The sequence below is a fragment of the Pseudoalteromonas holothuriae genome (assembly GCF_945859825.1).
Classification (GTDB): Bacteria; Pseudomonadota; Gammaproteobacteria; order Enterobacterales; family Alteromonadaceae; genus Pseudoalteromonas; species Pseudoalteromonas holothuriae.
On the sequence record NZ_CAMAPC010000008.1, the window covers coordinates 141,998 to 166,823 of the forward strand.

At 39.2% G+C, this 24,826-nt stretch carries 13 protein-coding genes; 4 read left to right on the forward strand and 9 right to left on the reverse strand.

The window, feature by feature from the left end:
• Positions 1-153 precede the first annotated feature (153 nt).
• Genes OCI93_RS12185 through OCI93_RS12215 form a run of 7 tightly spaced genes read right to left on the reverse strand, consistent with a single transcriptional unit; the run spans position 154 to position 18,802 of the window.
• Positions 154-4,194: a poly-gamma-glutamate synthase PgsB gene (locus OCI93_RS12185; protein ID WP_261626497.1), complete on the reverse strand. Its 4,041-nt coding sequence runs from the start codon at positions 4,192-4,194 to the stop codon at positions 154-156.
• Positions 4,181-8,464, reverse strand: coding sequence for a hypothetical protein (locus OCI93_RS12190; protein ID WP_261626498.1), 4,284 nt, complete (start codon positions 8,462-8,464; stop codon positions 4,181-4,183). The genes OCI93_RS12185 and OCI93_RS12190 overlap by 14 nt, the downstream gene beginning before the upstream one ends.
• Entirely contained in the window at positions 8,443-9,213 is a 771-nt protein-coding gene (locus tag OCI93_RS12195) for a hypothetical protein (protein ID WP_261594366.1), read from the reverse strand. Before OCI93_RS12195 ends, OCI93_RS12190 begins: the two co-directional genes overlap by 22 nt.
• Positions 9,200-11,500: a hypothetical protein gene (locus OCI93_RS12200; RefSeq protein ID WP_261626499.1), complete on the reverse strand. Its 2,301-nt coding sequence runs from the start codon at positions 11,498-11,500 to the stop codon at positions 9,200-9,202. The genes OCI93_RS12195 and OCI93_RS12200 overlap by 14 nt, the downstream gene beginning before the upstream one ends.
• Positions 11,487-14,603, reverse strand: coding sequence for a poly-gamma-glutamate biosynthesis protein PgsC/CapC (locus tag OCI93_RS12205; RefSeq protein ID WP_261626500.1), 3,117 nt, complete (start codon positions 14,601-14,603; stop codon positions 11,487-11,489). Before OCI93_RS12205 ends, OCI93_RS12200 begins: the two co-directional genes overlap by 14 nt.
• Entirely contained in the window at positions 14,600-16,555 is a 1,956-nt protein-coding gene (locus OCI93_RS12210) for a hypothetical protein (protein WP_261594363.1), read from the reverse strand. Before OCI93_RS12210 ends, OCI93_RS12205 begins: the two co-directional genes overlap by 4 nt.
• Positions 16,556-16,576: 21 nt before the next feature.
• A complete protein-coding gene (locus tag OCI93_RS12215) occupies positions 16,577-18,802 on the reverse strand; it encodes a CapA family protein (RefSeq protein ID WP_261594362.1) in 2,226 nt (741 codons plus the stop codon).
• Between the two features lie 376 nt (positions 18,803-19,178).
• Between OCI93_RS12215 and tyrR the strand changes: the two genes are divergently transcribed.
• Positions 19,179-20,735, forward strand: coding sequence for a transcriptional regulator TyrR (gene tyrR / locus OCI93_RS12220; protein ID WP_261594361.1), 1,557 nt, complete (start codon positions 19,179-19,181; stop codon positions 20,733-20,735).
• 26 nt (positions 20,736-20,761) lie between these two features.
• Here the strand turns inward: tyrR and OCI93_RS12225 are convergent, their stop codons facing one another.
• On the reverse strand, positions 20,762-21,262 hold the full coding sequence (locus tag OCI93_RS12225) for a hypothetical protein (protein ID WP_261594360.1): 501 nt from the start codon (positions 21,260-21,262) through the stop codon (positions 20,762-20,764).
• A gap of 126 nt (positions 21,263-21,388) precedes the next feature.
• Here OCI93_RS12225 and OCI93_RS12230 point away from each other — a divergent pair, with 126 nt between their 5' ends.
• Positions 21,389-21,919 carry a thioesterase family protein gene (locus tag OCI93_RS12230; protein ID WP_261594359.1) on the forward strand — a complete coding sequence of 177 codons (531 nt, stop codon included), beginning with the start codon at positions 21,389-21,391 and terminating at the stop codon, positions 21,917-21,919.
• 48 nt (positions 21,920-21,967) lie between these two features.
• Here OCI93_RS12230 and OCI93_RS12235 read toward each other — a convergent pair whose 3' ends face one another.
• Positions 21,968-22,618 (reverse strand): OmpW/AlkL family protein, encoded by a 651-nt coding sequence (locus OCI93_RS12235; protein ID WP_261626501.1) that lies wholly within the window; start codon positions 22,616-22,618, stop codon positions 21,968-21,970.
• Between the two features lie 272 nt (positions 22,619-22,890).
• On the opposite strand from OCI93_RS12235, the gene dapE reads away from it, so the two are divergent.
• Positions 22,891-24,063 (forward strand): succinyl-diaminopimelate desuccinylase, encoded by a 1,173-nt coding sequence (gene dapE, locus OCI93_RS12240; RefSeq protein ID WP_261594357.1) that lies wholly within the window; start codon positions 22,891-22,893, stop codon positions 24,061-24,063.
• A gap of 184 nt (positions 24,064-24,247) precedes the next feature.
• On the forward strand, positions 24,248-24,694 hold the full coding sequence (locus tag OCI93_RS12245) for an Hsp20 family protein (protein ID WP_261594356.1): 447 nt from the start codon (positions 24,248-24,250) through the stop codon (positions 24,692-24,694).
• Positions 24,695-24,826: the final 132 nt, after the last annotated feature.

Here is a 24,826-nt window from a genome sequence, read left to right on the forward strand (position 1 = left end):
TTACATTTACTAATCATATATTCGTATTTTTTGAGGTTTAGATCAATGGCAAGAATAAAAAACAGACGATCTAACTAGGCGAAATTTAAATTACGGCACTTTTTCTAATCCTTTAGCATGTGTTTTTATAGTTAATGAGAACAATATTTATTACTATGAGCGATTGAGCTGCGTTAACACTGTAATCGCCTTTTCTATGGTGATGCGCTGGTTTGCGATATCAGTATACACTTGTTGTGCAGTTTTTTTGCGTTTTACTGTTGCCCCAGCATCTAGAAAAGAATTAACTAGATTCAACAGTACTGCTCTAAAACCTGAGTTTTTCGTGGCATTTTGCGCCTCATATGCCTGCACTTTAGTGCGCTTTAGTTTGTCTTTTATGTGTGTGATTTCAGCTTGACTAAACTCATTTTGCGCAAATGGATGTGCCGCTATTCTATCAAGCGCCTGCTCAAGGTAATCAACCTCTATGAGGCCGAACTTTGCATTTTGAGCAAGTTGTAACAGCAAGGCTTTGAAATCTGATGAATGCACTTGGTCGCTTAATAATTTATCGCAAGTGTTAAGGGTGCGGTTAAATTTTTGCCAAGCATATACATAGTCTAAGCCGGTGCCTTTGATGTTTTGCATACCCACAATGAGTTGCTCGTAGTTATGACATGCTAGTGCAGCAATTTTTAGTGTTAATGCATCAGGACTGATATTTGGGTTGTCCAAGATGATGCATTTTTGTGAAAACAATTCGATGAGCGGTGAGAGCGCTTCTAAGGTAATGTCTTCTTTGTTTAAATCAAATAAAAGCTTGCATTGATTAAATTGTATAAAGTGTTGCATTAGCAAATCTTTTTGCTCAGGTTGCTCGCTTAAGCGTAAGTCTAATGCTTTTTTTAATGTCTCTTGATCAGATACATCCACCAGTGCTAGGGGATGATCAGTTAAGCTCACATTTGCTTTTACCAGCCATTGTTCAATACTTTGACAAAGTTTAAATTGACTCAATAATTGGGCTAAATCAGCGACATCATGATTGTTTGCAATACGTATCAAACGGTCCTCTAAAACTTGTTTTGCGTATGCAAAAAAACCATCGACGTTGGAGCCAATAATTACAACGTAGTCAAACGTTAAGTCGTCAATAAGAATGTGTGCAAATACTTTAGAGCGAGCAACACGGTCATTGCGGTTGTTTATTAGTGCAATAGTTTGTATGTAAGGTAAATTATTTTTTTCATCGAGATTTAAACGTTGCCAATTGTCCAATGTCGCTAAGCGCTCATTGGCAGACATACTATTGATAAATGACTGTTTTATAGTACCTAAAAGTGATCCGGAAAAGTGTTGTAAAACGCCCACATCCGGTATAATCCGCTCTGCAGTTTCTTTATAAACGATGTCTTTATCAATGCCGATATATTGTGCCATTTTTGCCACTAAAGCGATATTATCTGGATGTTCATCATAGGGGTATAGCGCACGAATATCAGGTGGGATTTGAAAGCCATCTCCCCAGTGAACTTGAATAAGTGTTGAGTTATTTGCTACTGCATTTTGGTCAAGTACAGAGTACATGGTTTGTTCAGAGGTAAATACTTGTGTATTTTTACCAATAAATGCAGACATTTCTCGTGCCACATCGAGTCCCGTTGGACCAAGAATATCTTCATGGTCAGGGTAAGCATTAGTGATAGTTGCGAAGTTATCTCTCATCCAGCGTCGTAGTATTTTTACGTATCTAGGCGTTAATCCCATACATTCCCATAAGAATATATCTGCTTTAACGTTACGTGCGAAAGTGAGGATATCATTTTGTTCCCAAATACTGGCTTTGTCGAAAGGCCGATAAATGGGGATTTCAAATTGTTCACCAGAGCTCTTGGTGTAAATCATCATCGCTTCACATCCGGTAGTTTTGGTAATGACTCGCAATGCTAAACTGCTAAATAATGCTGATTTTAGACGTTCTGTACCTGATTTCCCTCGGGTTCCCCAACCGCCAATACTGACTGGAATGGCGTTACGGTTATCATTAATTTTTTTACTAATATAAATGTGTCGGCCCCAAAAATAGGCAATAAAGCCCGTCGTAAAAAAGACCAGTTGGGGTAATGTATTTTGGTATATAGAGTAAATATACTCTCTAAAGCTTAGCCAGACGTTGAACAGTGGGATAGCGAGGTTGGTTCTTTCAAACAGCTTTTTAATTGTGGGTTCAACAGGAAAAACGGCATTTTCTATTTGCCCATAGGCTTTAAATTTGAAGCTAAACCCCAGCTTTTCTAATTTTTTAAGGTAATTCTGTTGCTCTAATTTTTTACCTTTTCTAAGCCCGTCGAGTGTATTGAAATTCAAGGAGATATACCAATAGGCATGAGCACGTTGCCATAGGCTATTGGGCTTTGTGGTTTCCAATATACCATCAGGGGTATAGCTACTTGTAGGGGAGGGTAAATTGTCATGGCTCAAAACAGACAATAAATAATCTAACAGTGGTAAATGAGGTCGACTGCTCAGCTCCTTTAAATGGTATAAAGCTTCACCAGGCACATTAGTTTCACTGATCTCTGCAACCGTGCAACTGGGAACATGTAATTGGGCACTTGGTTTTTTTGCCGTGGTGTGGTTGAAGCTCGGTCTTTTATCGGTACTGGGGCTAAAAAACTCATGCCAAATGCGCCAAAATCGATAGCCAAACTTGTAACCTTTTAATATATGCCAATGTTTGCCTTTTATTTGCCCATTGAAACCAAGCTGTTGCTGAGCTTTAAAGCTTAACACGCGACCAAGAGTGTCTTGTGAAATAGTGGCTGGCAGTACCACCGTGCTATGCATATTTGCTTGCTCATCAATTGCAGAAATTAATGACTGTTGGTAAAAGCTTGCGAGTTGCTCTCTGGTTCTGGTGATTACGCGTTTTATGTCGATGCTATGCTCGTTACACAGCGCGATATTAAGTGTGTCGATAAAACGTTTAAATACACTATCATACTCGTCGCTATATAATTGCATATTGAGCATAATTCGTGCGCTGAGTTCTAGTGCAATACGCTTTAATTGCGTAGCTTGTGAACTGCAGATTGTTTTTTCCCATAGCTTGAAGGCGAAATCAGACTCACAAAAGCGCGTGGCTGAAAGTTGTTTAATGAGTGTAAATTTAATGGCATCACACGACTCCTTGTCAAATCGACTAAGCAGCAGTGATGTGACAAATTCATAGGGCATATTGACCGTTTGCTCAATTAAAGCTTGGCGCACTCTAGGGTAAGGGTGTGCACTGAGTGTCTGTAATAAACGCTCATCAGATTGATTTATGGTGTACTGCTTACAAATTATTTTTGCAAAGGCGCTGATGATAAACAATATGCTGTTGTTTTTAGGTTTATCGCTGTACATACTGATTGACTCATCAAGTTCGGCCCAGATATAACTACGTATAAATGTTGGGCGTTGGTGAATCAAAATTTCGCAAATATCTATCACAGCCAAATAGGGCGTGTCGGTGCTTTCAAGCTGCTCAACAAGTTTGGCAACCAATTCAGAGTTTAAGTCTGGATCAACGTTGGCTTCGGTAATTATAGAAACCTGGTTTACCAGGGCACGTATCATGCCATGACGAACATGAGAATTATTACTCGCATCAAGTAAAGATAAGAAGAATGGCTGTAAGTCGAGCTTTTTCCATGTGTCTATTAAGGTTGCTTCATTACTTTTTAAATAAGTGCGAGTCATAGACCCTAGTTTACTTATCAAAAACTTCAGGCTTTGCTCTATATCCGAGACTCTATCTTGATAGCGAGCAATGACAGCACCTTCATCAAACCACCTTGAAAATGCCTCTTTATCTGCTTTTAACTGTTTTCCCTTCGCACCTAATTGCTTCGCGTACGTCAAAATATGCAGCTCTTTCTCTGCTTTAAAGTCGGCTTTTGCAAAGCGCTCAACAAAATTATTGTGCCCAATTTGTAATTTGCGTAATGAATCATGTAATTGTTCTATTTTATAGCGCAAAAAGGCGATTGTTTGCAGTTGTAACCAATCTACTTGTTCTTCATGTTCAGGTTTATTTTTAATGAGTTCCCAATTACTTAGTTCATCGACTAATACGCTATATTTGTGATGGTATAAATTGAGCCAAAAGCGTTCAATATCAGCAAAGAGCAATTGTTCTAATTGGGTTTTTAATTTATTGGTTGTCATATGCGCTTTGCTCTATAAATGAGGATAGTTGTAACGATTCAAACAAAATCTCATCATGTGCAAAAGTTGTAAACCCAGTCGTTTGCAAGTTGCCTAACCTAACCTCAAGGCTGAGCGAACTTTGTACGTTAAACCAATCTTTTGTCCAGCTCAAAGCCAGCCAACCTGCAGTGGTGTCGGTAAACGTAAATAGGGTCTGCCAGCTAAATTTTGTGAGATATTGCCAAGTGTCATTAGGTCGATCTTCATCGGCAAATTTGTATCTACTTTGCAACTGAGCAGCAAAAATTTGACCTTGATAAAATTGCTCCATAGTCGAGCTGAAATATATGCTATCTAGGGTTTGCCAGTCTTGATTAGAGATGGTGCCTGAAACAAAGCTTATTTGGTTATCTACCCAAGGCTGATAACGATACTTATACTCAGCTTGCCAGCCATGCATGTGATCTTGACGATAAAAACCAAATATTTGAGGGTTTATTTTAGAGTCATCAATAAAGGTTTGTGTGTCTACACTTGTATAGTAATAAAACGGTTGCCACCACCATTGGTGTCTATGGGTCGTGTTATTACGCCAAATTTCACCTATTCGTAGCCTGGCTAATCCTGCATATTGGCTTTGCGTTTTGGCACGGCCACCTTGCCAGCGATTGAACAATGCAGCTTCACTAAACCAGTGACTATCATTATCTTGCCAATTGTGGATAGCATTAAGAGAAAGCGTATCATGGTTGTTGCTATTCATAGAAACAGCACCTTCTAGGCGATACCAATGTTGTTTGTCTTTGTTGCGCACTCGGATACCTAAATCTAGCGTATGATCTGGGTTAAGAGACTCGTTTATTTCAACTAAATTTGAGCGTCCATAGCGCATGAAGGCTTCAGTATGCGTTGAGTTTTCATCAAACGAAGGAGCATTGTTGAAAAACAACGGTTGATTGTCATTATGCTTTGGTTTGGGTTGTTTAGTGATAATGGGTTGAACGGGGTTAAAAATTGCTAATTTGGTATGAGTTGGCTTTAAACGCCAATGAAACACTCGTGTATACTGTGCGTAACTATCAGGTAAGGTGACGGTGCCAGAAGGGTGAAAGAGGGTGCGTTGTACACGTTTATTGTTTTTAATTGACTCAACTTTTAAGAGCTGATCGCGTTTTATTTTTAATGTTATAGGGTACTCATTATTTGCACTGTAAAAAAGCTGTTTGGTATCCAGTGGAATATTGACCCATTTACCTCCTTGGTGGCTGAGTAAGCGTACAGTAACTATTTGGGCAATGTAAGGGTTTAACCAGCGCAGGGAAATAAAACGATTTACTTGGTCTTGCATTTTAAGCGCATAGTCAATAGTTGGACCTGGTTCTACGGGCCATAATACCTGTTTATCCCCTGCCTCTATTGAAATGTTGGCATGTTCAGAGGGGGACCAGTCTGCATTTGAAAAGTTAAATTGTAGCTTTAAAGGGGACTTGGACAGCTCACCGATATCTAACGTTAACGTGTGGTTAGCCCTTAAAGTAACACCGTTTAAGCTAGGGTTGGAACTGGCATGAAAGCTGATTTGCTCTGTTAAGCTGCGTTTTAACAAAGGCGCTAAATCAATCAATTTCGTACCAGCATAAGTTACATAGTCTTTGCTTGCTTGCCAATCACCAAAGCGTTGTATTTTTTTATACAACAAGTCTAATGATTCTGGTATTTCCTCGTTTGTTAAGCGCGCAAAAAGCATCGTAAATTCGTGCTCAGATACGCGTTGCATCTCAAGTTGCCAAAGTGCATTAGTCAGTAAAGTCGCTAATGAAATATCAGGGCTGTTAATAAGCGCTAACAGTGATTTGTTAGGGTACAATTGAGTATTCGTATTTAACGTGGCAGAGTCATCGGGTAATAAGTTTAGGCTAAGGTATGTTTCTGAGGTACTACTTAACTTTAACTGATGGCCTTTTCTCAACGTAATAATGCGATTGCTTGCTACACAAAGGCGAGTGTTCTGATCGTATAAAAATGTGCTGGATGCAATATCGGCAAAGATAGGGCTGGTGAATTTTCTATCTTGAGTATTAAGGTACAACCACTCGGTATGGTGTGTATTTTGATTGTGCCAGTTGACTCTAGAACGGATCTCTATGGTTAAGTCTTGTTTTGCTGTTAGCGTTAACGGGTGATCGGGAGACACTAAATACTGTGCATATAAGGTATTGTCTGATTTAACCGTTGTCACCCCATGGTGCTCTAAAAAGTAGTGCTCTTTTGGCTGAAGGTGAGTTTGACCGAATATCTTGTATTGTAGTGCTTGAAATGAAACAGCTTTTTTGTGAATTGAATTCGGTTGGTCGTGCAATTGCCAAAGGGTTTGCAAGTACTTCTTTTGAGAAAGTAATATTGAAGCTGTTTGCTCGTTGCATGTACTGAGGAATGACTCTGCATAAGCACATAAGCCCAGTAGTTGATGATCACTTTGTGCTTGTGTGTATGTGTCAAAGAGGGTGTGTGCTGCGTATTTTTTCAGTATTAAGTCATCAGAGCGAAGCAGCCCTTCCAAATAACTTTGGCTGAGTAAATATTGTTTAAGTTTATTTAGTGTATTTATCCTCAGTGGCCAAGCACGATGCCTAATTGTTAGGAACGTACTAGAAACCAACTTTTTTAACAGCGGCAGTGCTTTTTCTGGCTGTGAGTCAATAAAATGTAATGCTTCACCTAGCATACGTTGTTCGTTCACTAATTTGAGCTGTTTATTATGTACAGCTGTCGTATCAACGTTGGTCAGTATCTTATTCTTATAAGGCTTAAGCCTATTAATATAGCTTAGTGATTCAATCTTCCTTTGATTTAAAAAATGTTGCATGAGTGCGGGCGATTTTTGCTGCAATAGACTTGGTTGTCCAAATAGCAGTTCATTATTGGGGTATGTAAGTAAATCATCGGCTTTGAGGGCAATGTCGACTTGTGCATTATGGTTTTTTTGTATGTGTAACTGTTTACTGTTAAGAGGGACGGGTAAAAGGATTCGGTTTAGATAGTTACTTTGATTAAGTGCAATAACATGCTGCTGTTTACCTGTTGTCACGACAAGTTGGGTTTGTTTATCTGTTCGAACCAGCAAAGTTATAAAGTGACGTATCCGTGTTAAGTGTGACCAATTGAATGTTAGCGCTGTATCTAAAGAGTGGACTAGCACATCATCAGTGCTTTGAATGGGGTAAAGTTGGTTATTAGCAGTACGTACACCTAAATTAATTTTTTGTGTAAATAGGTTAGACGACATAGAACTTCCATTGTGTGTCGGTATCAATGAACGAGGTGTTGAAATAGTACTTAATAGGTTTTGGTAACGTTTTTTCTCAAGATCTGATGTATTTGCAAAGTCAAATTGAGTAAGCGCTTCGTAATTATTATGTAGATAAATTTGTGCAAAGCTCTGATCGAGGTTATTTACCCAAAAAGGATTAAATAATTTGTCTTTGTACTTCAGTGCGGCATCTGTATCGACGATCCCTCTGTGTAATTGCTCGAGCTTAATGTATGCATTACCATGACTTTTTATTGTCAGATAACTATTTTTGGGCACATCAATATAATCAGTGTTAGCAATGCTGATGTTGTGTTCGGGATATTCTATTGCTTGAGCATTAGGTAAATTTAGTATGCTAATAGGGTGTGTACCAAGCCAAGCACTTACGCTACTTCGTTGCTCTAGCTGGTGGTCTAGATCTTTTCTTACGGTCAGTTTTAATTTTTTTGCGTGTGCAAAAAATAGCGTAGTGTGTGTGTTTTGAGCTAAGAAGTACATACGCTCTTTTATTTGAGCTTGCGATAGCCAAATTACGGGAAGAGATAACTTTAAACTTCGTCGAAAAGGTGAACGGTGCGCGTGAGTTTGACCTAGCCAAATATCATAATGCTGTGTGTCGTCACTTATATTACTAAACTTGACAAGCTGTGTTGTATTTATTGCGCGAAGCTGACAACGTTTTGTTTGACAGATAAAATCATTTATTGTCAGCTTTCGCATAGCAGCTTGTGTTTGGCCTTGCCATATATTTGTTGTGGTAAACGTATCTTTGCTTATATCTACCCACGCACCCGCAGGAACATAGGCGGTGCGGTGCTGCTGGGGATTTAACGTTACTTTTTTTGACGCTACCAGCAAGGGATTGTTATCAATGCTGTCGAGCCAAAGCATTGCGCTATGGATTGGCGTTGTAAAAGCAGTTGCTTGAGTGCAATATGCCAAAATAATAAAGGTTAAAGTAAGTGCTTTAAGCATAGTGTTATTTTTCTTAGTAATATGGGTTTTTGTACCAACTGTTTACGTGTAGTTCGGTTCATTTCTAAATGAAAAAAGGAAAAGGGTGTAATGCCGAGCTTATGAATAATATTGGTTGTGCCTCCAAGTTCGTATATTGATTTTCCATAGAGGTAGGTTTTAAAACCGGCTTTATTTAAACACTGTGTAAGGCGTTTTCCGTCTTCATTAAACTGTTTACCTTGGCTAATTATAATGTCGGCTTGCTGCGCAATTTTTGACTTTCTTTTTGTATTGCTAAAGCCATGAAGCTGAAAAGTTTTGGCATTTGGGTTGATGCTATAGTATGCCTGTATTGCTGAATTATGGATGCTATGATGGCGTTTAGCCAAGTCCATTGTTTCGCCATCAGGGCTATCTGCATTACGGTGTTGTGTGTTACTGAGTAATACCTGACATACATGCGCATAAATACTCTGACCGATGGTAAGAGTGTCAATATCATAAAAACGATGGGGTACTGACACAATACAAGGTTGTCTATTTGGGGTCTTATATACATTACCGCCACCAAGATAAGTAGAGCTGGCCACTAGCATAGCCTGTTGATTTAACGATTCAAACTGCCAAGGTGGTATCGCTTGTGGAGAATGAAACCAGTCAGTCATTTCCTTAAACAATTGTTGATTGGCCTCGCTTGGTGCGCGTGCACAGGTAAAATTGGCCAGCAATACTATTAGCAGCATCATCGTAAGGTTAATGTATTTCATCGCGCCACCAGTCACTGTCTAGTTGTGGCTCATCAATTTGTTCAAATATGCTAAGCCAAATATCCTGCTCTGATTCAATTGTAATGCTTTGTAGCTGTTTTACATCATTATTAATCGGTATTGTTATAGCTGGGTAGCTATAAAGTGCACTGCGCGAAGGATGAAGCATAAATGCATCATTCGGTTTTTGCTCAACTAATGCATAACGCCTTTTCATTATTGTATACTCATCGGTGAGATGTTCGACAATATTGCCAGATAACTGGGTATCTATCAGTAATGGTTCATCGAGCAACGTTGTTGCATATGTTTTAAGGACGATAGAGTGTGGCCGCTGACTAAATACCAATCGTAAAGGGGTGCTTTTTTTGAGCATAAATAGCCGTTGTTTGTGCCAATGGCGCTGCTTGCCAATATTGCTATAAAGAACAGCCTGTTTAGCGCGTATTTCATCGTATAGATTATTATTAAGCTCACTCAGTTTATATTCGGTATAATAGGGAACCTGAGGGGATTTTATAATTAACCTAAACCGAGCCGCGAGGCTTGGTTCTAAGCTGTCTAAGCTAAGGTCTTCAATACTTACAGGCCTGAATTGATAATCCTCATATGGCTGTTGTAAATCAAAGTAGTTAGGTTGATTTTGCACTAACGCTACATTGGAACGAGGTAGCTTTTCAGACAGGTCATAGCCTGTATAAAAAGACATTTCAGGTGGTGGCTCTGGGGGAGACTCAAAAATACGTACACTCATCAATCGTTGTTGTTGTGCAAATTCAAAATCGTTATGTGCTTTTTGAGAAAACCATGCACCAACTTCCGTAAAGTCATTCACAGTTAAATTGCAAATTGAGTGGCACAGTAGTTGTTGATAATTGAAAGTGCGCATTCTGGCCTGAAGTTTTACTCCGACTAATTGTTCACCCATTGAGTGACCGGTTATTGAAACGGTGTGTGCGTTACTGGGTAGTCGTACATAAAAGCGTTCAGCTTCGGTTATTGGCAAGCGCAGAGTATCGGAGGCGATGGCTCTATCGAACGTTGACTCTAGCCCTTCTAATTTAATCGAAAATGATACGGTATGTCGTTGTTGTTCGTCAAAAACTTCAATATTAGCGCTATCGCCCTTGTTACCTCTAAACTCGATACTTAAGTCGCTATTTGGCGTCACTTTAAAGTGTGCAGGTAGATTTGAATCAATGGCATAATAATAGCTATGAAGCGGCAATACGGGCATGTCGTCATTGAGCCACCAACGTGTTTGAATGACTGATGATGAACTTATAATGATTAAACCAGGGGCAACATCGTTAACACGAATACGGTTAGGAGCAGCTTGTTCAATAGTGAGTATTTTGGGAGGTAGTTTTTTTGCTAAATCTATCCATGTGAGAGTCAAATTTGATATTTCCCCTTCAATACGGGCACTGATAGTGCTCTTTTCGAGTATTCTAAAAGAGGCATTAAAATTTGGGTAGGTATAGAATTTGTCTAACGCGATGTGCTGCGATTCAAAATCGTAAGATAGAATATGATAAGGCAGAGTTTCATAGAGTGTATCCGTTTTAAAATCGATATCAGGGATCCCTTGAGGCGCTAATTTTAACCAATCAAAAGTGACCGCGTTATTCATCTCTTGCTCTGAAAGCGCATTCACACCGATGGTATGATAGTTGATTGTACGTTCCCGCCATTGAACGGGTAATTTAAGCCAAGCTCTGTTTTTATCATCAACACTATTGCTAATTTTTGCATGCAATCTCACAACGACCCCAGTCAAGCTTTGATCTTCTGGTATTAAACGCAGTGCTATGCGACTGGCTTGTTTTAGCTGTTCTGGCTTAATATAAAATGATTGTCCAGATGAAACTGCAAGCGACGTTTTATTTTCTATGATTTGCTTCACTTTTTGTTGCTCAGCGTCCAGTGCAAGTTTTGATGTATGATGGTAGGTGTGCTTTGTGATCACCTTATTAGAATCATTAAGCAGGGTATATTCAATAGCATAATCTGTTGTTAACTCAGAAGTTAACTCTAACGCAGAATATTGCTTAAAAATCGCATTGGTTAACACTCTAAGGGACAGAGTTTGTGAGGCAGATACTGTATAAACTAACGGTTTTTCAGGGTCGAGCCAGTGTACATTAGAACGCGTTTCTTGCGCGGTGTTTGGCGTGATAGGTTCTGCAGTACTAAGCCAAATGTAAGCCCGAAAGCCATACCATATCAGGCATGCTAATAATGCTAACCAAACACACAGTTGGAAAAATAATTTAGCGTAATACATGCTCGCCTCTAATCATAGCCTCTTTAAACGAAGTGTAATCAACTAATTTGTTTCGCAGTGGAAAGTAAATCATGGCAATTTTATCCTGTTGTTTAATCAACAAGGCAAGCTCATGACTGGGGACTAACCTTATCACCTGTAACGCACATTCAGCGGCTTCTAAACAGTAACTTGATAGCAAAGGCAAGTGGTGCGAAAGCGCATAATCACTTGCTAGTTTTTTTATTTTTTCTGATTGTGTGTGGGGTAGTTCAGACCAATCATAAGGAGCCAAAGTAGATAATCTAAGAAGTACAGGTTTTGGCTGCTCTGATATAGCACTGAGTCGTTCAAGTAATGCTTGCTCAGAAATTGCAAAGTGCTGCTTAAAGTCAGAGGCAAGCCATAATGTTGCTAACTCGCTGTTAGGGGCAAAAATTTGATAACCAGTTTGAGGAGAAGACCCGAGTTCCAAACCTCGAGTTGTATCTTCTCCGCTGACTATTTGGTACTGCACGCCAAGCCTAGAAAGCTGTGTATATAATTGCTCTAATGTTGCTGCATGATTTTTATCAGCTTGAGTGAATTGAAAAGCAAGCGCGCTGGGGCGTATTCTTGAGGGGGTACTGTGGCTACGTATCTGTAGGTTCACAATACCGTACTGGCTGTTATATCTGAGAGTGCTTTGATGCACGACATTAAATAGCGTTTTAACATTGGTTGCTGCTACAACATTAGCATGTGGTGCAGCAAATGGGTGAGCGCCGGCGACTAACAGCACTTTCCCCTGAATGTTTGAATATAATTGAGCAGAAAATTTAAGGGTATTACTCTCAAAAAGAGGCCTAGGTACTTGTACAGTGATGGCACTAGTTGGATTTAAATTAATCAGATAAAGGCCTTGTCCTTGTTTATAATACTGCGGTTCTCCAATAGGCGCTATTTTTAAAAAGTGTCCCTGCTCAGAGGTTATAATACTCAGTTGATAACCTACAATACGTGCTACATCATTGATCTGATTTAACCGGTTTAAGACATCTTGATTTAGGTTATTACCGCTGAGCGTATCAATGAGCGTGAATAAAGGGCGAAGTATTTCAAATTCCCATAACGATGCTTCGCTGTCTGTGAGGAGTTTAAAGTCATTACTACCTTTGGCACTAATAAATGGGTTAAAATTATCAACGGCTTGTTGTGGCGTTTCTTCTTTTACTTCAATTGAAACCTTATCTAAACGATTATTAGCCAGTGTCACTTTGGAAATGAGAGACGTAAAATTTTGAGATGTGAGAAAAATCTCTAAAAACTGACCACTAGTATGACTATTGGGCAGGCTTTCAGGGGTCATGAGACCAAAGGTAATGTTATCACAGTTTAATAGGTTACTAAGCTGTGTTTGTTTGACTGCCTTTGGTAGTTGGTTGTATATCCAAAACTGACATTTTTGCTTGAATGGACTATCGCTGAGTATCTGAGTATTAAAGCTATTTATTGCTCGTACTTGCAACACTTGGTTCGATGCCAGTGCAGCAATAAAAGCATAGTAATACTTACTTTGTTGGCTTAAAGAGTCGTCATTCAAAAACTGTGTTTTCTGTGTGCCTAAAGCCATAGCACTTGCTTTTAAGTGAGGAAGTAGTAATCCGGCTGCGTCACTCGCTAAGCGCTCTGATGACGGGTGAGGTACAGTTACAATTAGGTTTGAATGAGGCTCTTTTGTTATTACAAATAGCCCTCTGGGAGTGCGCTTACGAGTATCATGAATATATATAAAATGCGTGTCAGATGAAACGGTAAAGTCTAGTGATTTTAGATGTTGCACTGCATGACGATATTGGCTGCTGTCTATCTTTAATTGGCTAATAACATCAATTGCAGCTTTGAACTTTTCAATGTCTTGTTGTTGCCTAAATTGCTCAAGTTGCATTTGTGCTGGTGCAGCAGTATATAAATGGCTCTTATATTGAGTAATTGCTTGGCTGAGACTTGCTTGCTGCATATGTTTTTGCGTTTCATTTATGCCATTATTTTTAAACAGGGAGGGGATGTACATGATGATAAAGCCAATCGAGATAGCAATACCACCACCGATTACTGATGTTTGTAAAGTGGCTCTTATCACAAATCCAAGTGCATTTTTTTGGTAAATCTTTAGTGCTAGTAATGTGGACAGCATATAACCAAATGCGAATGTATCTGTTACCTTTACTGTCGGGTAGTAGTGTAAAATGACATAATTTAACAGCAACTTATAAATAAAGCCGATATTAAAGAAAAACAATAGCAGCCTCGCCCCTTCAAAGTTTGCATGACGTAGTTTAGTGTAGTGCAGTAAACCACTGCCAATAATTAATATGATGGCAGTTTCAATAAATGAAGTAAGTAATTTGCTGGGCTGCATTAATTGCAAAGCTAGCAGTGCAGGGAGCAAAATACCATTAAATTCCCAGCCATATTTGATATTTGCTCTGGATGCGATAAAGGCAGTTATGACTAAAATAATGTATGCTTTTGGCGCTGCGATGATTGATGCTGCCACTGCCTCATACATAATAGCAAGGTTGGCAATACTGAAGTTGGTAAATGGCATTAAAACAAAGCGAACAATAATGTAAGTTATCGTCAGTTGTACTGCGGTGACTTTTACACCATACCTAAAGCCTCCGTTCCACATGACATTAGCAGTCAATGCGATGATTATCAGTCCAAGGCTATATAATTGGGAGGCGTAATCAAAGGAAATGTCCCATGTTGACATAATACCTGCGATAGGAGGCCAAAATAATGTGTCCATAGTTACACGGACCAAAATACTGATAAGAATAATGGCAAAAAAACGGTCTCTGCCAAACATTTCAGCAAAACCGAAGTGTTCAAGGAGAGTTTTGGCACTGACCTTCATTACAAAATAAACGATCACAGCTTCTACTAGTATCACAATGGCTGATGTTGGAGATACAATAAGCAAAGGGACTATGTAACCGGGTACTACAAGTCCTGTAAGAGGAAAGCCAAAGCGTAAGTTTAAAAAGCCAATAACGGCAATACCTACCCAAACGGTGGTTATTACAGATTGCCCTAACCCGCCGCCCGATGGAAATATATTTAATGTTAAATCAATCAATGACTGACTCTGCTGTCTTGGTGCACTGTAAGCTGTTGAAGTAGTTTACTGGGGTCATCTAAGTGACAGATTAAGTCTGAAATATTAATGAACTCGAATAAGATACCGCCGATTTCAAAAGGGTTGTTAGAACTGTCCTTTACGTCCGAAGCATTAATAGTTCGCACTGCTAAAATATAAACCTCATCTTGAAGTTCAACGGGCAAGTGCAATTCTCCTTTATGTAGAGTAACAAACCGTAGCTTTCCTTTAGCTGTGTCTATGGGCATATTGGTCACAAGGCTTAATAAGTCAAGCGCGGTGATATCAAATATCGCCAAATTCAGTTTCTGGGCCAAATTTTCAAGAGCATGATTGGTTTGTATTACATGGCCAAATAGGTTAAACAAAATAGAAGCGGACCCAACTTGATTAAATACGTGCTCAAGAGTCATTAATTTTTGTTCCATTTCTTTAATTGAGTGTTTAACACGTTGGCTCAAAGGTTTTTGAATATTTAAAGTCAAAGCTCGAGTGATAATATTATTGGCATTTTTTTGTTGGGTTAAAAATATGTTGTGATGAAATAATAGTTCACCAATTTGATTTGCAAACTGATTTACATTGTGGGTAAATGCCCCTTCATCAAAAGCATTATTTTGCTCAACTGTCATAGCCCAAAAGCCGCGAACATCGCCTGCATACATTAAGGGCACTAAATATTGGCTCTCGGACTCAGGTAAGTTTTTAAAAAAGGGTCTTGTAACTTTAACCGTACCAAATTGTTTTATTGCATCAGAGTAAGGTGCGCGCTGGTAATCGCGTCTCATTTCCTGAATGTGTGACAATTCACAGTTAGTTGCACGTATTTCTTTTAGTCGGTGATCACCTTCCTCCCTTGCAAAAAAAATACTTCGTTTTAATGCCAGTTGTTGTTTCACTAATATTAGAATAGGGTCCCAAGGATCGCTTTGGTTGATAAATGATTTCGGTAAATAGCGTCCCAACATACGTTGCTGGATATTACCAATGATATTAAGGAGATTATCTTCTTCAACCCATTTTTTTGCAAAAAATATCCAAAATAGCACCCCATATGTAATAAAAATAAATTCTCCTACAGGTATTAGGATAAACCGAAGTTTAAACAGGAAATAGCCTACTGTTATCCATATTAAAGTTAGTATAGATGCGATTACTAGACTTAGATTAATAGAGAACCGTTGATAAATAATGATTAAAGCTGCTATAGCAATCAGATGTAGTAGGGTTGACGATTGAACATCGAGAGGGTTAATCAGTGTGTTTGTGTCCAAACTGTGCGCAACATACGCATGTAGATAAGCAGGGTTAAAGTAAGTATCTAATTTTGGTGCTGAGATGGCTGGAATATATTCGTTAGGGCGTTGAGTAATAAAGATAATTTTGTTTTTTAATTGGTCGCTCAAGATATCATCTGAAATAATTCGTTCACTGGTAAATTTTGGCAGTGCATGGGGAGCTAACGAAAAGTTGATCAGTTTGCTACCCACATTCGTTTGCTCAGGAAAAATACGCTGCCAAATAGCAATGCACTTACTTGAATTTAGGTTTTTTAGAGTTATATTGTATCCCCCCCAATTAGCGATTGAAGGCAAGCATTGTTGACTGTCTTGGTGGGGGTAAAATATATCTTTGTTTAAATGCTCTTGGGGTTGTAAATATATATTGGAGAATATAATAACGGCTTTGGGTCTATGCTGATTGATTTTAGTTAATAAGATGTCGTGCTCGCTATATAAGTTAGCACTTTCTATCAGGGTTACATTGGTTGCCTGTACGGAATTTAACTTGTTAAACAAACTTAAAAATGGGGTATTTAGGCTCTGCAGCACGCCAAAAACATGTAACACAAGGGTCATAAGTAGTAATGTCAGCAGTGACCAAAATGCTTTGTGACTACGAATAATGAAATATTGTTGTTTTAACTGCATTCAGAGCCCAATTTTATATGGTTAAAAGTAGCTATACGACATTGTTAGGGTAACAGGTTTACTTGCGTTTATTTTGATAAAATCCATCCCATGCATTTTATTATTCTGCCAGTGGTTATCAACAATATTAAGGGTCTTTTGCCACGAAACTAACGCTATTTGGTCTAAACTAAGTGTTGCCTCTCCAGTTTCTGGCGGTGAGTGTGTAAAGGCAACATTAACTCCGCGAGCTGGTAAGTTTTCTGGCCCTAATGTTTGGTTATCATCAGGAAGCTCAAAATGATATGAAAATGCTTGCCAGTCGTAACTACCAGCATTTATCAACGGTGTGCGGGTATTACTAAATTCAAGTCCATCTTCGGCTGTTCTAATGCTCAACTTAGCTTTGAAGTCTCCGGCATTATCTGCTTTAGCATAACCGAAGAGTGTGAAGTCATGATATGCCAAAAGCGTATTATCTGCGGGCGTGATGGGCATGGTTCGAATGGTCTCGCGAAACGTTAGTGTTAATGGCGTGTTGTCAAATTGTGTTCTGGATAGGCAAGCACCTTGCTGATGTTGATAGGCACCGCTAATGCAAGTAGAAACATCTTCATCACTTAATTCCCATCTGGCTACCTCGCCAAACTCTTCATCATTATCCCAGTCTTCAAAGTCACCAAAAATCATTAAGTCTCTACCAAGTGTTAACTCTGCACTTTCGTCAATGTGTAGTTGCGATATAAATGCGTTGCTGGGGGCATATTCCCTTAAATCTACAACGTGTACCCCCGATGGCACTGTTACGGTTTTCGTGATGATCTGAGGTGTAATTTGTGTATTTGAAAAGTATACATCTGCGTAGCCGTTACGAGGTATGATGGTTACATTATCGTCAGAAAATTCAGCTATGCGTCTCACTAGATAGTCACTCAAAAAGCCTGTTACTAGTTGAGGCTCATAGTTTTCTAGGTATATTGGGTAGGCACGTGCAAATTGTGTCGCTGGAGTTTGGGTTTTATCAATTGTTACTGATACAGCAAGGCCCAGTAGTGTTTCTAATCGATTTTGATCAAAGATGAGATTACCTAGACCTAAAATTGCAGGGGTATTTTCAAATACAGCAAACCCTTGTGCTACATGTGGGTGGTGAGCTATGGCTAAATCAATATTACGACGCGCGACAAATTCAAATCGGTTTCGGATGTAGCCTGTTGGAGCAAAAGAGTATTCATCGCCGCCGTGCATTTGTGCAATAACATAATCACTGTTACTTTTGGCAGCTACCAAAGCTGCATTCAACTGTGTGTTGTTGGTAAGGTCTGCAGCGCCTCCTTTAGTTTCCTGAGCAATATAATCTATGGGGTTTGCTTCTCCTGTAATTGAAGTAGCCGAGACTAAAGCCAACGAAGTTCCATTCACTTGAGTATAAAGTGGTGCATATGCTTGTACGTTGTCAAAGCCTGCTCCACTGTGTAAAAGTCCTGCGCTATTAACATAATTCAATGTATCGCTTAATCCTTGCTCAAGGTAGTCGTATACATGGTTGTTGCCTAATGCCACATAATCAATACCCATACTCTGTATACCAGCAAGCGTGTCAGGTAACGAGAAAAATGCAAACTCTTTGGTTGGGTGGACACTCGTAGGGGTTTCTAAAATAGGAGACTCTAAATTGACGGATGCAAAGTCAGCACTACTAAATAGTTGCTTGAGATACTTTGCAATACTCACAGCGCTTGAAGCGGCTGTTTGTGGTTGGATAAGCGCATCATCAATATTTGGCACGTTATTGGACATAGTGGTCAAACTAGGGTCCATGAAGCGCCGACCAAACATAGTATCTCCACCAAAAATTAATGTTGCTTGTTGGGGGGATTTTTCGGTCATACGAATAGAGTGAGTTGTTGCGTTAGGTAATACCCTAATGGTGGAGGTATTGGTAAAAAAGCCAGGTTTTACGACATGAACTGTGTAGTTACCCAAAGGTAAATTATTAATCTTTACGTTACCCAAAGCATTGCTAATAAATACTTGGTTGGCAACGAATACCTGCGCCTCAGTAACATGTGTACCTGTGGTTTCAGTTAGGGTGATGTCAACGGTCAGTGTTTTTTCTTGCTGTTCTTGCTGTTGTGTTTGCTCTTGCTGTTGTTGCTCTGATGGGCCTGTTTCATACGCATCTTCAACAGAGCAAGCCGATAGAAAAAGGCATACAGCAATAGTAATGCTGCGACTTATAAGGAAAAAAGGCAGGGTTTTTTGCATATTGACTCCCCCTAATTTTGTCTATTAAAGATGATCTTATCTCACTATCATGAGGGTAATCTATTCTAAAAACAATGCTTTTTATTCAATTAGTTATTACACCACGATATTTTAGAATAGCAGATGAATTGTTATTTATTATGAGCTTTATGCTTAAAAATTTATATTTATACAAACTGAACGAATATATTTTATATAGCGCGATGGTATTAGCCATCTTCTTAAAAAGTAGTAGGGGTGTCACACTAAAGCATACAAAATTAAGTCTTTTTATAGATAAAAACTATTTTGTTCAAAATTGTTTACATTATTCTAGTCCAGTGGCTATTCTTAGAGTATGATTGCCCTAAGTTGTGCCACCCCCTTTGAGGAACAAATGCGTCTTGAAATTCATTGTGCAGACCGAATCGGTATTGCCCAAGAAATACTTAACATCTTGGTTAGTTATCAAGTGGATTTAAAAGGTATTGAAGTTGATTCAATAAATTGTCGTATGTACGTTAGTTTTCCCCCTATCGAATTTGAACAATTTCAAAAAATAATGCCAGAGATTAGGCTTATTGATGGAGTTGAAGATGTTAGAACGACAGCATTTTTGCCTTCAGAAAGAGAGCATAATGAGCTATATACATTGCTAAGTGCGCTGCCTGACGGTGTTATTTCTATTGATGCTAAAGGCTGGGTTCGCCATTGCAATGATGCTGCGTGCAAAGATTTAAACCACCTTGAATCAGAAATAATTGGTTCTAATATTAATAATTTACTAAAAGGTTTTAACTTTACTCGCTGGCTAGAAGGCAAAGAAGTGCTTGGCCAAACAACGCGGGTTGAAGTGGCAGGTGAAGACTATATTGCTGATATTTTACCGATAGCCGTTCCTCAAGGTAATGAAAATGATGTATTAGCTGGTGCGGTGATCAACATTAAGTCTCAAAGCCGACTCGGACAGCAGGTCAGTGCATTTCGTCGCTATGGGCAAGAGAGTTTTGCGACGATTCATAACCACAGTACGGCAATGCGCAGGGTGGTGCGTGAAGCACGTAAGATGGCTCAGCTTGAAGCACCAATTTTAATTACGGGTGAAACGGGGACTGGCAAAGAACTACTCGCCAGAGCGTGTCACTATGCATCTAATCGCTCACTAAAACCATTTATTGCATTGTCATGTGCTTCATTGCCAGATGATGTGGCAGAGTCAGAGCTATTTGGCTACGCAGGATATGAAGATAATGCAGCCCCCAAGCGTGGCGTTTTAGAGCAAGCTGATGGTGGTACAGTATTCTTAGATGAAGTTGGTGAAATGTCTAAGCAGTTACAAACTAAACTACTGCGCTTTTTACAAGATGGGACCTTTCGTAAAGTTGGCGATGAAAATGAAGTTAAAGTTAATGTACGTATAGTTGCCGCAACGCAAAAAGATTTACCCGCAATGGTGCAAGAGGGTAGCTTTAGAGAAGACTTATATTATCGGATCAATGTTCTGACTTTAGAGATAGCACCTCTGAGAGATAGAAAAGCAGATATAGGACCATTAGCTGAACATTTTATTCAAAAATATGCACAGCAAAATGGTCACCCAGCACCAAAGTTGTCACAAGAATGCTTAGAGTTTTTAGAGCAATACCCATGGCCTGGTAATGTTCGCCAGTTAGAAAACTCAATTTATCGAGCGGTTTCTTTGTTGGACGATCAAGAGTTACGAGTTGAGCATATGCAGTTGCCTACCTTTACTCATGACTTAGGTTACTTAGAGTCAGACTTTGAAGGGTCATTAGAGCAAGCTGTAAAACGCTTTGAGGCTACATTGCTAAGAAAACTATACCCTGCATACCCAAGTTCAAGGCAATTAGCTAAACGTCTAGGCCTTAGTCATACAGCTGTTGCAAATAAATTGAGGGAGTACGGTATAAACCGTAAAACTGTAAAGGTTTAAAACTTATAGTATCAAGTAGTTGGGCATTAATTCTTAATGCCCATGTCTTTGGTGACTCCATCAAGTTTTACCCTATCAATGCCATCTTGATTAAACGACACCTCAACGCTGACATTTGGGCGAGCTAAAAAGTAGTCTCGCTTATTAAAAGTAAGTAAGTAATTACCTAAGACATTGTTGTTAAGGTCTTGTTTTTTTAGAGACAACTTGTGTTTACCTAATTGCCACTCAAACCCTTCAATAAATCCTTTATTAAATTCCTGCACCCAGATCTTAGTGCCATCTTTACTCAAAGTGATGGCGATTGAATATGACTCAGGCAGCTCAGACATCTCATAACTTTTGTCGCCGATGCGAAACTGCTGTGTGCTTGCTTGCCAACCGAAGCCAAATTTGAAGTCTTTTTCCACTCCAGTTGGATAACGTAAAGTACCCTCACCTGGTAAGTCAAAATCGGCGATGCTCATACTTGAAAACACTAAGCAAAAAGTAGCAAAAAGCGCTTGGAGGTTGTAACTGTTTTTCATTGTGATCAATCCGTTAGGCTTTACTGGAAGATTAGTTTAGCACGTCTTAGATGGCAAGTATTTGTTGTTCAGTAAGTGTTCTATGTTAAACTCACTCACAACAGCAAACTGGTTGGACCAACTAATATGAATCTATATTTTCGACTTCTATTGATGTTTTGGAAAATAAAAAAGAATAAGCAATATCAATCACTTTTAGAGCCAATAGAGTGTCACTTTAAAGTGTTACCGAGCGACTGCGATATTAATTTTCATTTAACTAATTCTAGATACTTAGCATTTATGGACTTAGCAAGGACTTGGATGACTGAACGTATTGGCTTGTTTAAAGCGATGATGGCGAGGCGCTGGTTCCCCATTGTAAATGCGACTGCAATTACTTACATCCGAGATATAAAGCCTTTTGAATCATTTACCGTAACGACTCGTTTAGTGGGATGGGACCATAAGTATTTTTATATTGAGCAAAAATTCCACTCAGCTCGAGGGCTACATGCTATTGCATATGTGCGCGGTGTTTTTCGTAAAAAGACAGGGGTTGTGAGCGTTGAAGAAATGCTTGAAGTGGCTGGTTTTGATGGTGAGGCGCCAATTTTGCCGATAGAAATTATGCATTGGAAAGCGATGCTTGAAGAAAAGAAAAATAGTAATAAATAGCAAAAGGCCACAAAGGGTGGCCTTAGGGGCTGAATGAGAATTAAAATACTAGAATTTGTATTTTACACCGAACATTGCCACGACTGGGTCTAGCTCAACATCTGATGTCAGTGCTTTAGTGCCATTGGCATAAACAGTGGCATCGGTATTGATATCCATTTTAGAGATCATACCGTGCAGGCCCCATTTTTCATTGAGGTCATAATTAAAACCAACTTGCAGCGCAACACCAAATGAGTTGTCTAAGTCTACCTTTACATCATCTGTACCAAGGGTAGTGCGAAGTGCCTGTGTTGCTTCCTCATCAAAAAACACCGTGTAATTAAGGCCTGCTCCAACAAATGGACGAAATTTCGCATCTGCTGCAAAAAAATGATACTGAGCAAGCAATGTTGGTGGTAGATGTTTTATTTTTGCTATTTCAGCACCTTGCAAACCACCAGCACCATTAACAGTGTGTGAGAAAGGCGTTGCAGCGATCAGCTCAAATGTTATGTGCTCTGAGTATTGATAATCGAATGTCACGCCTAGCTGAGTGTCAGAGTCTGCGACTAATCCAAGTGCTGTGTTTTGATCAATATGCGATGCTGTATTACCTGGATTAACATTAATTGCCCCCACATTTACGCTAAATTGTGCTTGAGCAAATGGGGCTGCAACCAATAGAGCTGTAAGTAATGCTGTGCTAAGTGTTTTCATTGTCATCTCCTGAACCTATACGAGGTATATCTTTTTGATGGGTTTAATAATAAGAGTTGCTCGAATAAAAAAGCTGTTCTAGATCAATATTTGCGATTGGATGTTTCAGAATTTTTTGAAACTTTGATTTAGATTAAGTTTTATTGATTAAAAACTTTGATTTTGGATTGCTAATAAAGTGTATTGTCATGAATGTGACGCATTATTGCCATGAAATCGCAATGCCAACTCGTTGTAATTGACAACCATGTTCAAGTATAGAGCTTAAAATAATGGCGCAACACCTAGCGAGCATTGCAAATCTTCCTTTAAACACTGTTGAAAAGCTGCAAAAGCTGATCCAAGCCCCTTCTGTCACCCCAAGTGATGCCGGTACACTGTCATGGCTAGCGACGAGGTTGCATGAACTTGGCTTTGAAATTTTATTACATGAAGAAGTACATGGTGTTAAAAACTTAGTAGCAAAACGGTGCTTTTCAACTGGGCCTAATTTTGCCTTTGCAGGGCATGTTGATGTTGTACCAGCTAATGATAAAGGCTGGTTGGCTTCCCCCTTTAGTGGCGATGTCATCGATGGCTGCATAATAGGTAGAGGCGCCGCTGATATGAAAGGAGGCATTGCCGCGATGCTCAGTGCAACTGAACAAATGTGTGCACATGACTTTCAATATCAAGGTACTTTCTATTGGTTGCTCACCTCTGATGAAGAGGGGGAGGCTGAATATGGTTCTAAGCGAATAGCGCAGTTTTTAACTGAACAAAACATTGCACTTGATGCGTGTTTAGTGGGCGAGCCAACATCAGATAAGACGGTTGGTGATACAATTAAAAATGGCCGTCGTGGCGCACTTTCTGGCAGAGTACAAATCAATGGTAAAGCAGGGCATGTTGCTTATCCTGAAAATACGGTCAATGCGGCACATATTGCAGGTGAAATTGTCGCTGCTTTAACGCAGCTGGTTTGGTGGAAAGATGAGGCTGGGTCAAAAACGCATTTACAAGTAACGGGTATTACGGTCCCCAATATTGTTGATAATTTGGTACCTAGTGAGTGTGAGATTACTTTTAATATTCGTTATAGTCATGCTTATCGTAGTCACGCGGTGTGTGAGCTCGTTGAGTCTGTGTTAGAAAAGTGGCAAAACCATTTAGCGTTTGTGTGGGAGAGGCCATGTGAACCCTATTATACAGGTGCAAATGAACAGAATTGTTTTTTATCTTTAACTGAAAAAGCAATTTATCAAGCAACAGGTCAATATCCAACTTTGAGTACATCAGGAGGTACGTCTGATGGGCGATTTTTTGCTTCATCATGTACACAAGTTATAGAGTGCGGCGTACGTAATCATACTATTCATCAAGTAAATGAGCATGTCCCGATCTGTGACTTACAAATGATAGAAGAGATTTACCTCAATGTTTTAAAAGAATTTTTTGTAGCTTAATGTGATTTCTTATCAAAAAAATTAAGGTTTTCACTTGAAAACAATTTTGTTGACCATAAATAAGTATGTGAAGACGCCGAAATGGGTTTTTAACATATAACAAACTGTTTTTTAAATAAAAGTAGTTAACTGGTTCTTAAAGAAGAGTTAATCACTTATATCGCTTAATTATGAGGATATCATTATGCGCACTGTAGATTTATCACCACTTTATCGTTCATTTATCGGTTTTGACCATTTGGCATCATTAATGGACGCCGCTGCTCGCACAGACAAACAGCCTAGTTTCCCTCCGTACAACATTGAACTATTAGATCAAGATAAGTATCAAATTACCATGGCTGTGGCCGGTTTTAGTGAGCAAGAACTGAGCATAGAATCACAAAGTAATACGCTAAAAGTATCTGGTACAAAAGCACAAAAGAGTGCGCAACCAGAGCGACAGTTTATTCATCAGGGTATTGCTGAGCGAAGTTTTGAACGTAAATTTCAACTAGGTGATCATGTTAAAGTAATCAGTGCTGCCCTTGAGCACGGATTGTTAGTTATTAATTTATTGAGAGAAGTACCTGAAGCCCTTAAACCTCGCAAAATAGAGATAGGGACTGGCAATGTGTTAGAAAGCAAATAATAGCTTTGCGCAGCTCTGCCTAAATATAGTTGACCGTCAATGAGTAATAACAAAGCCGCTTAGAGCGGTTTTGTTATTTGTTCAAACATGAATGATGTTCCCATAAACCAATTCGTACCTATATTTAATTAA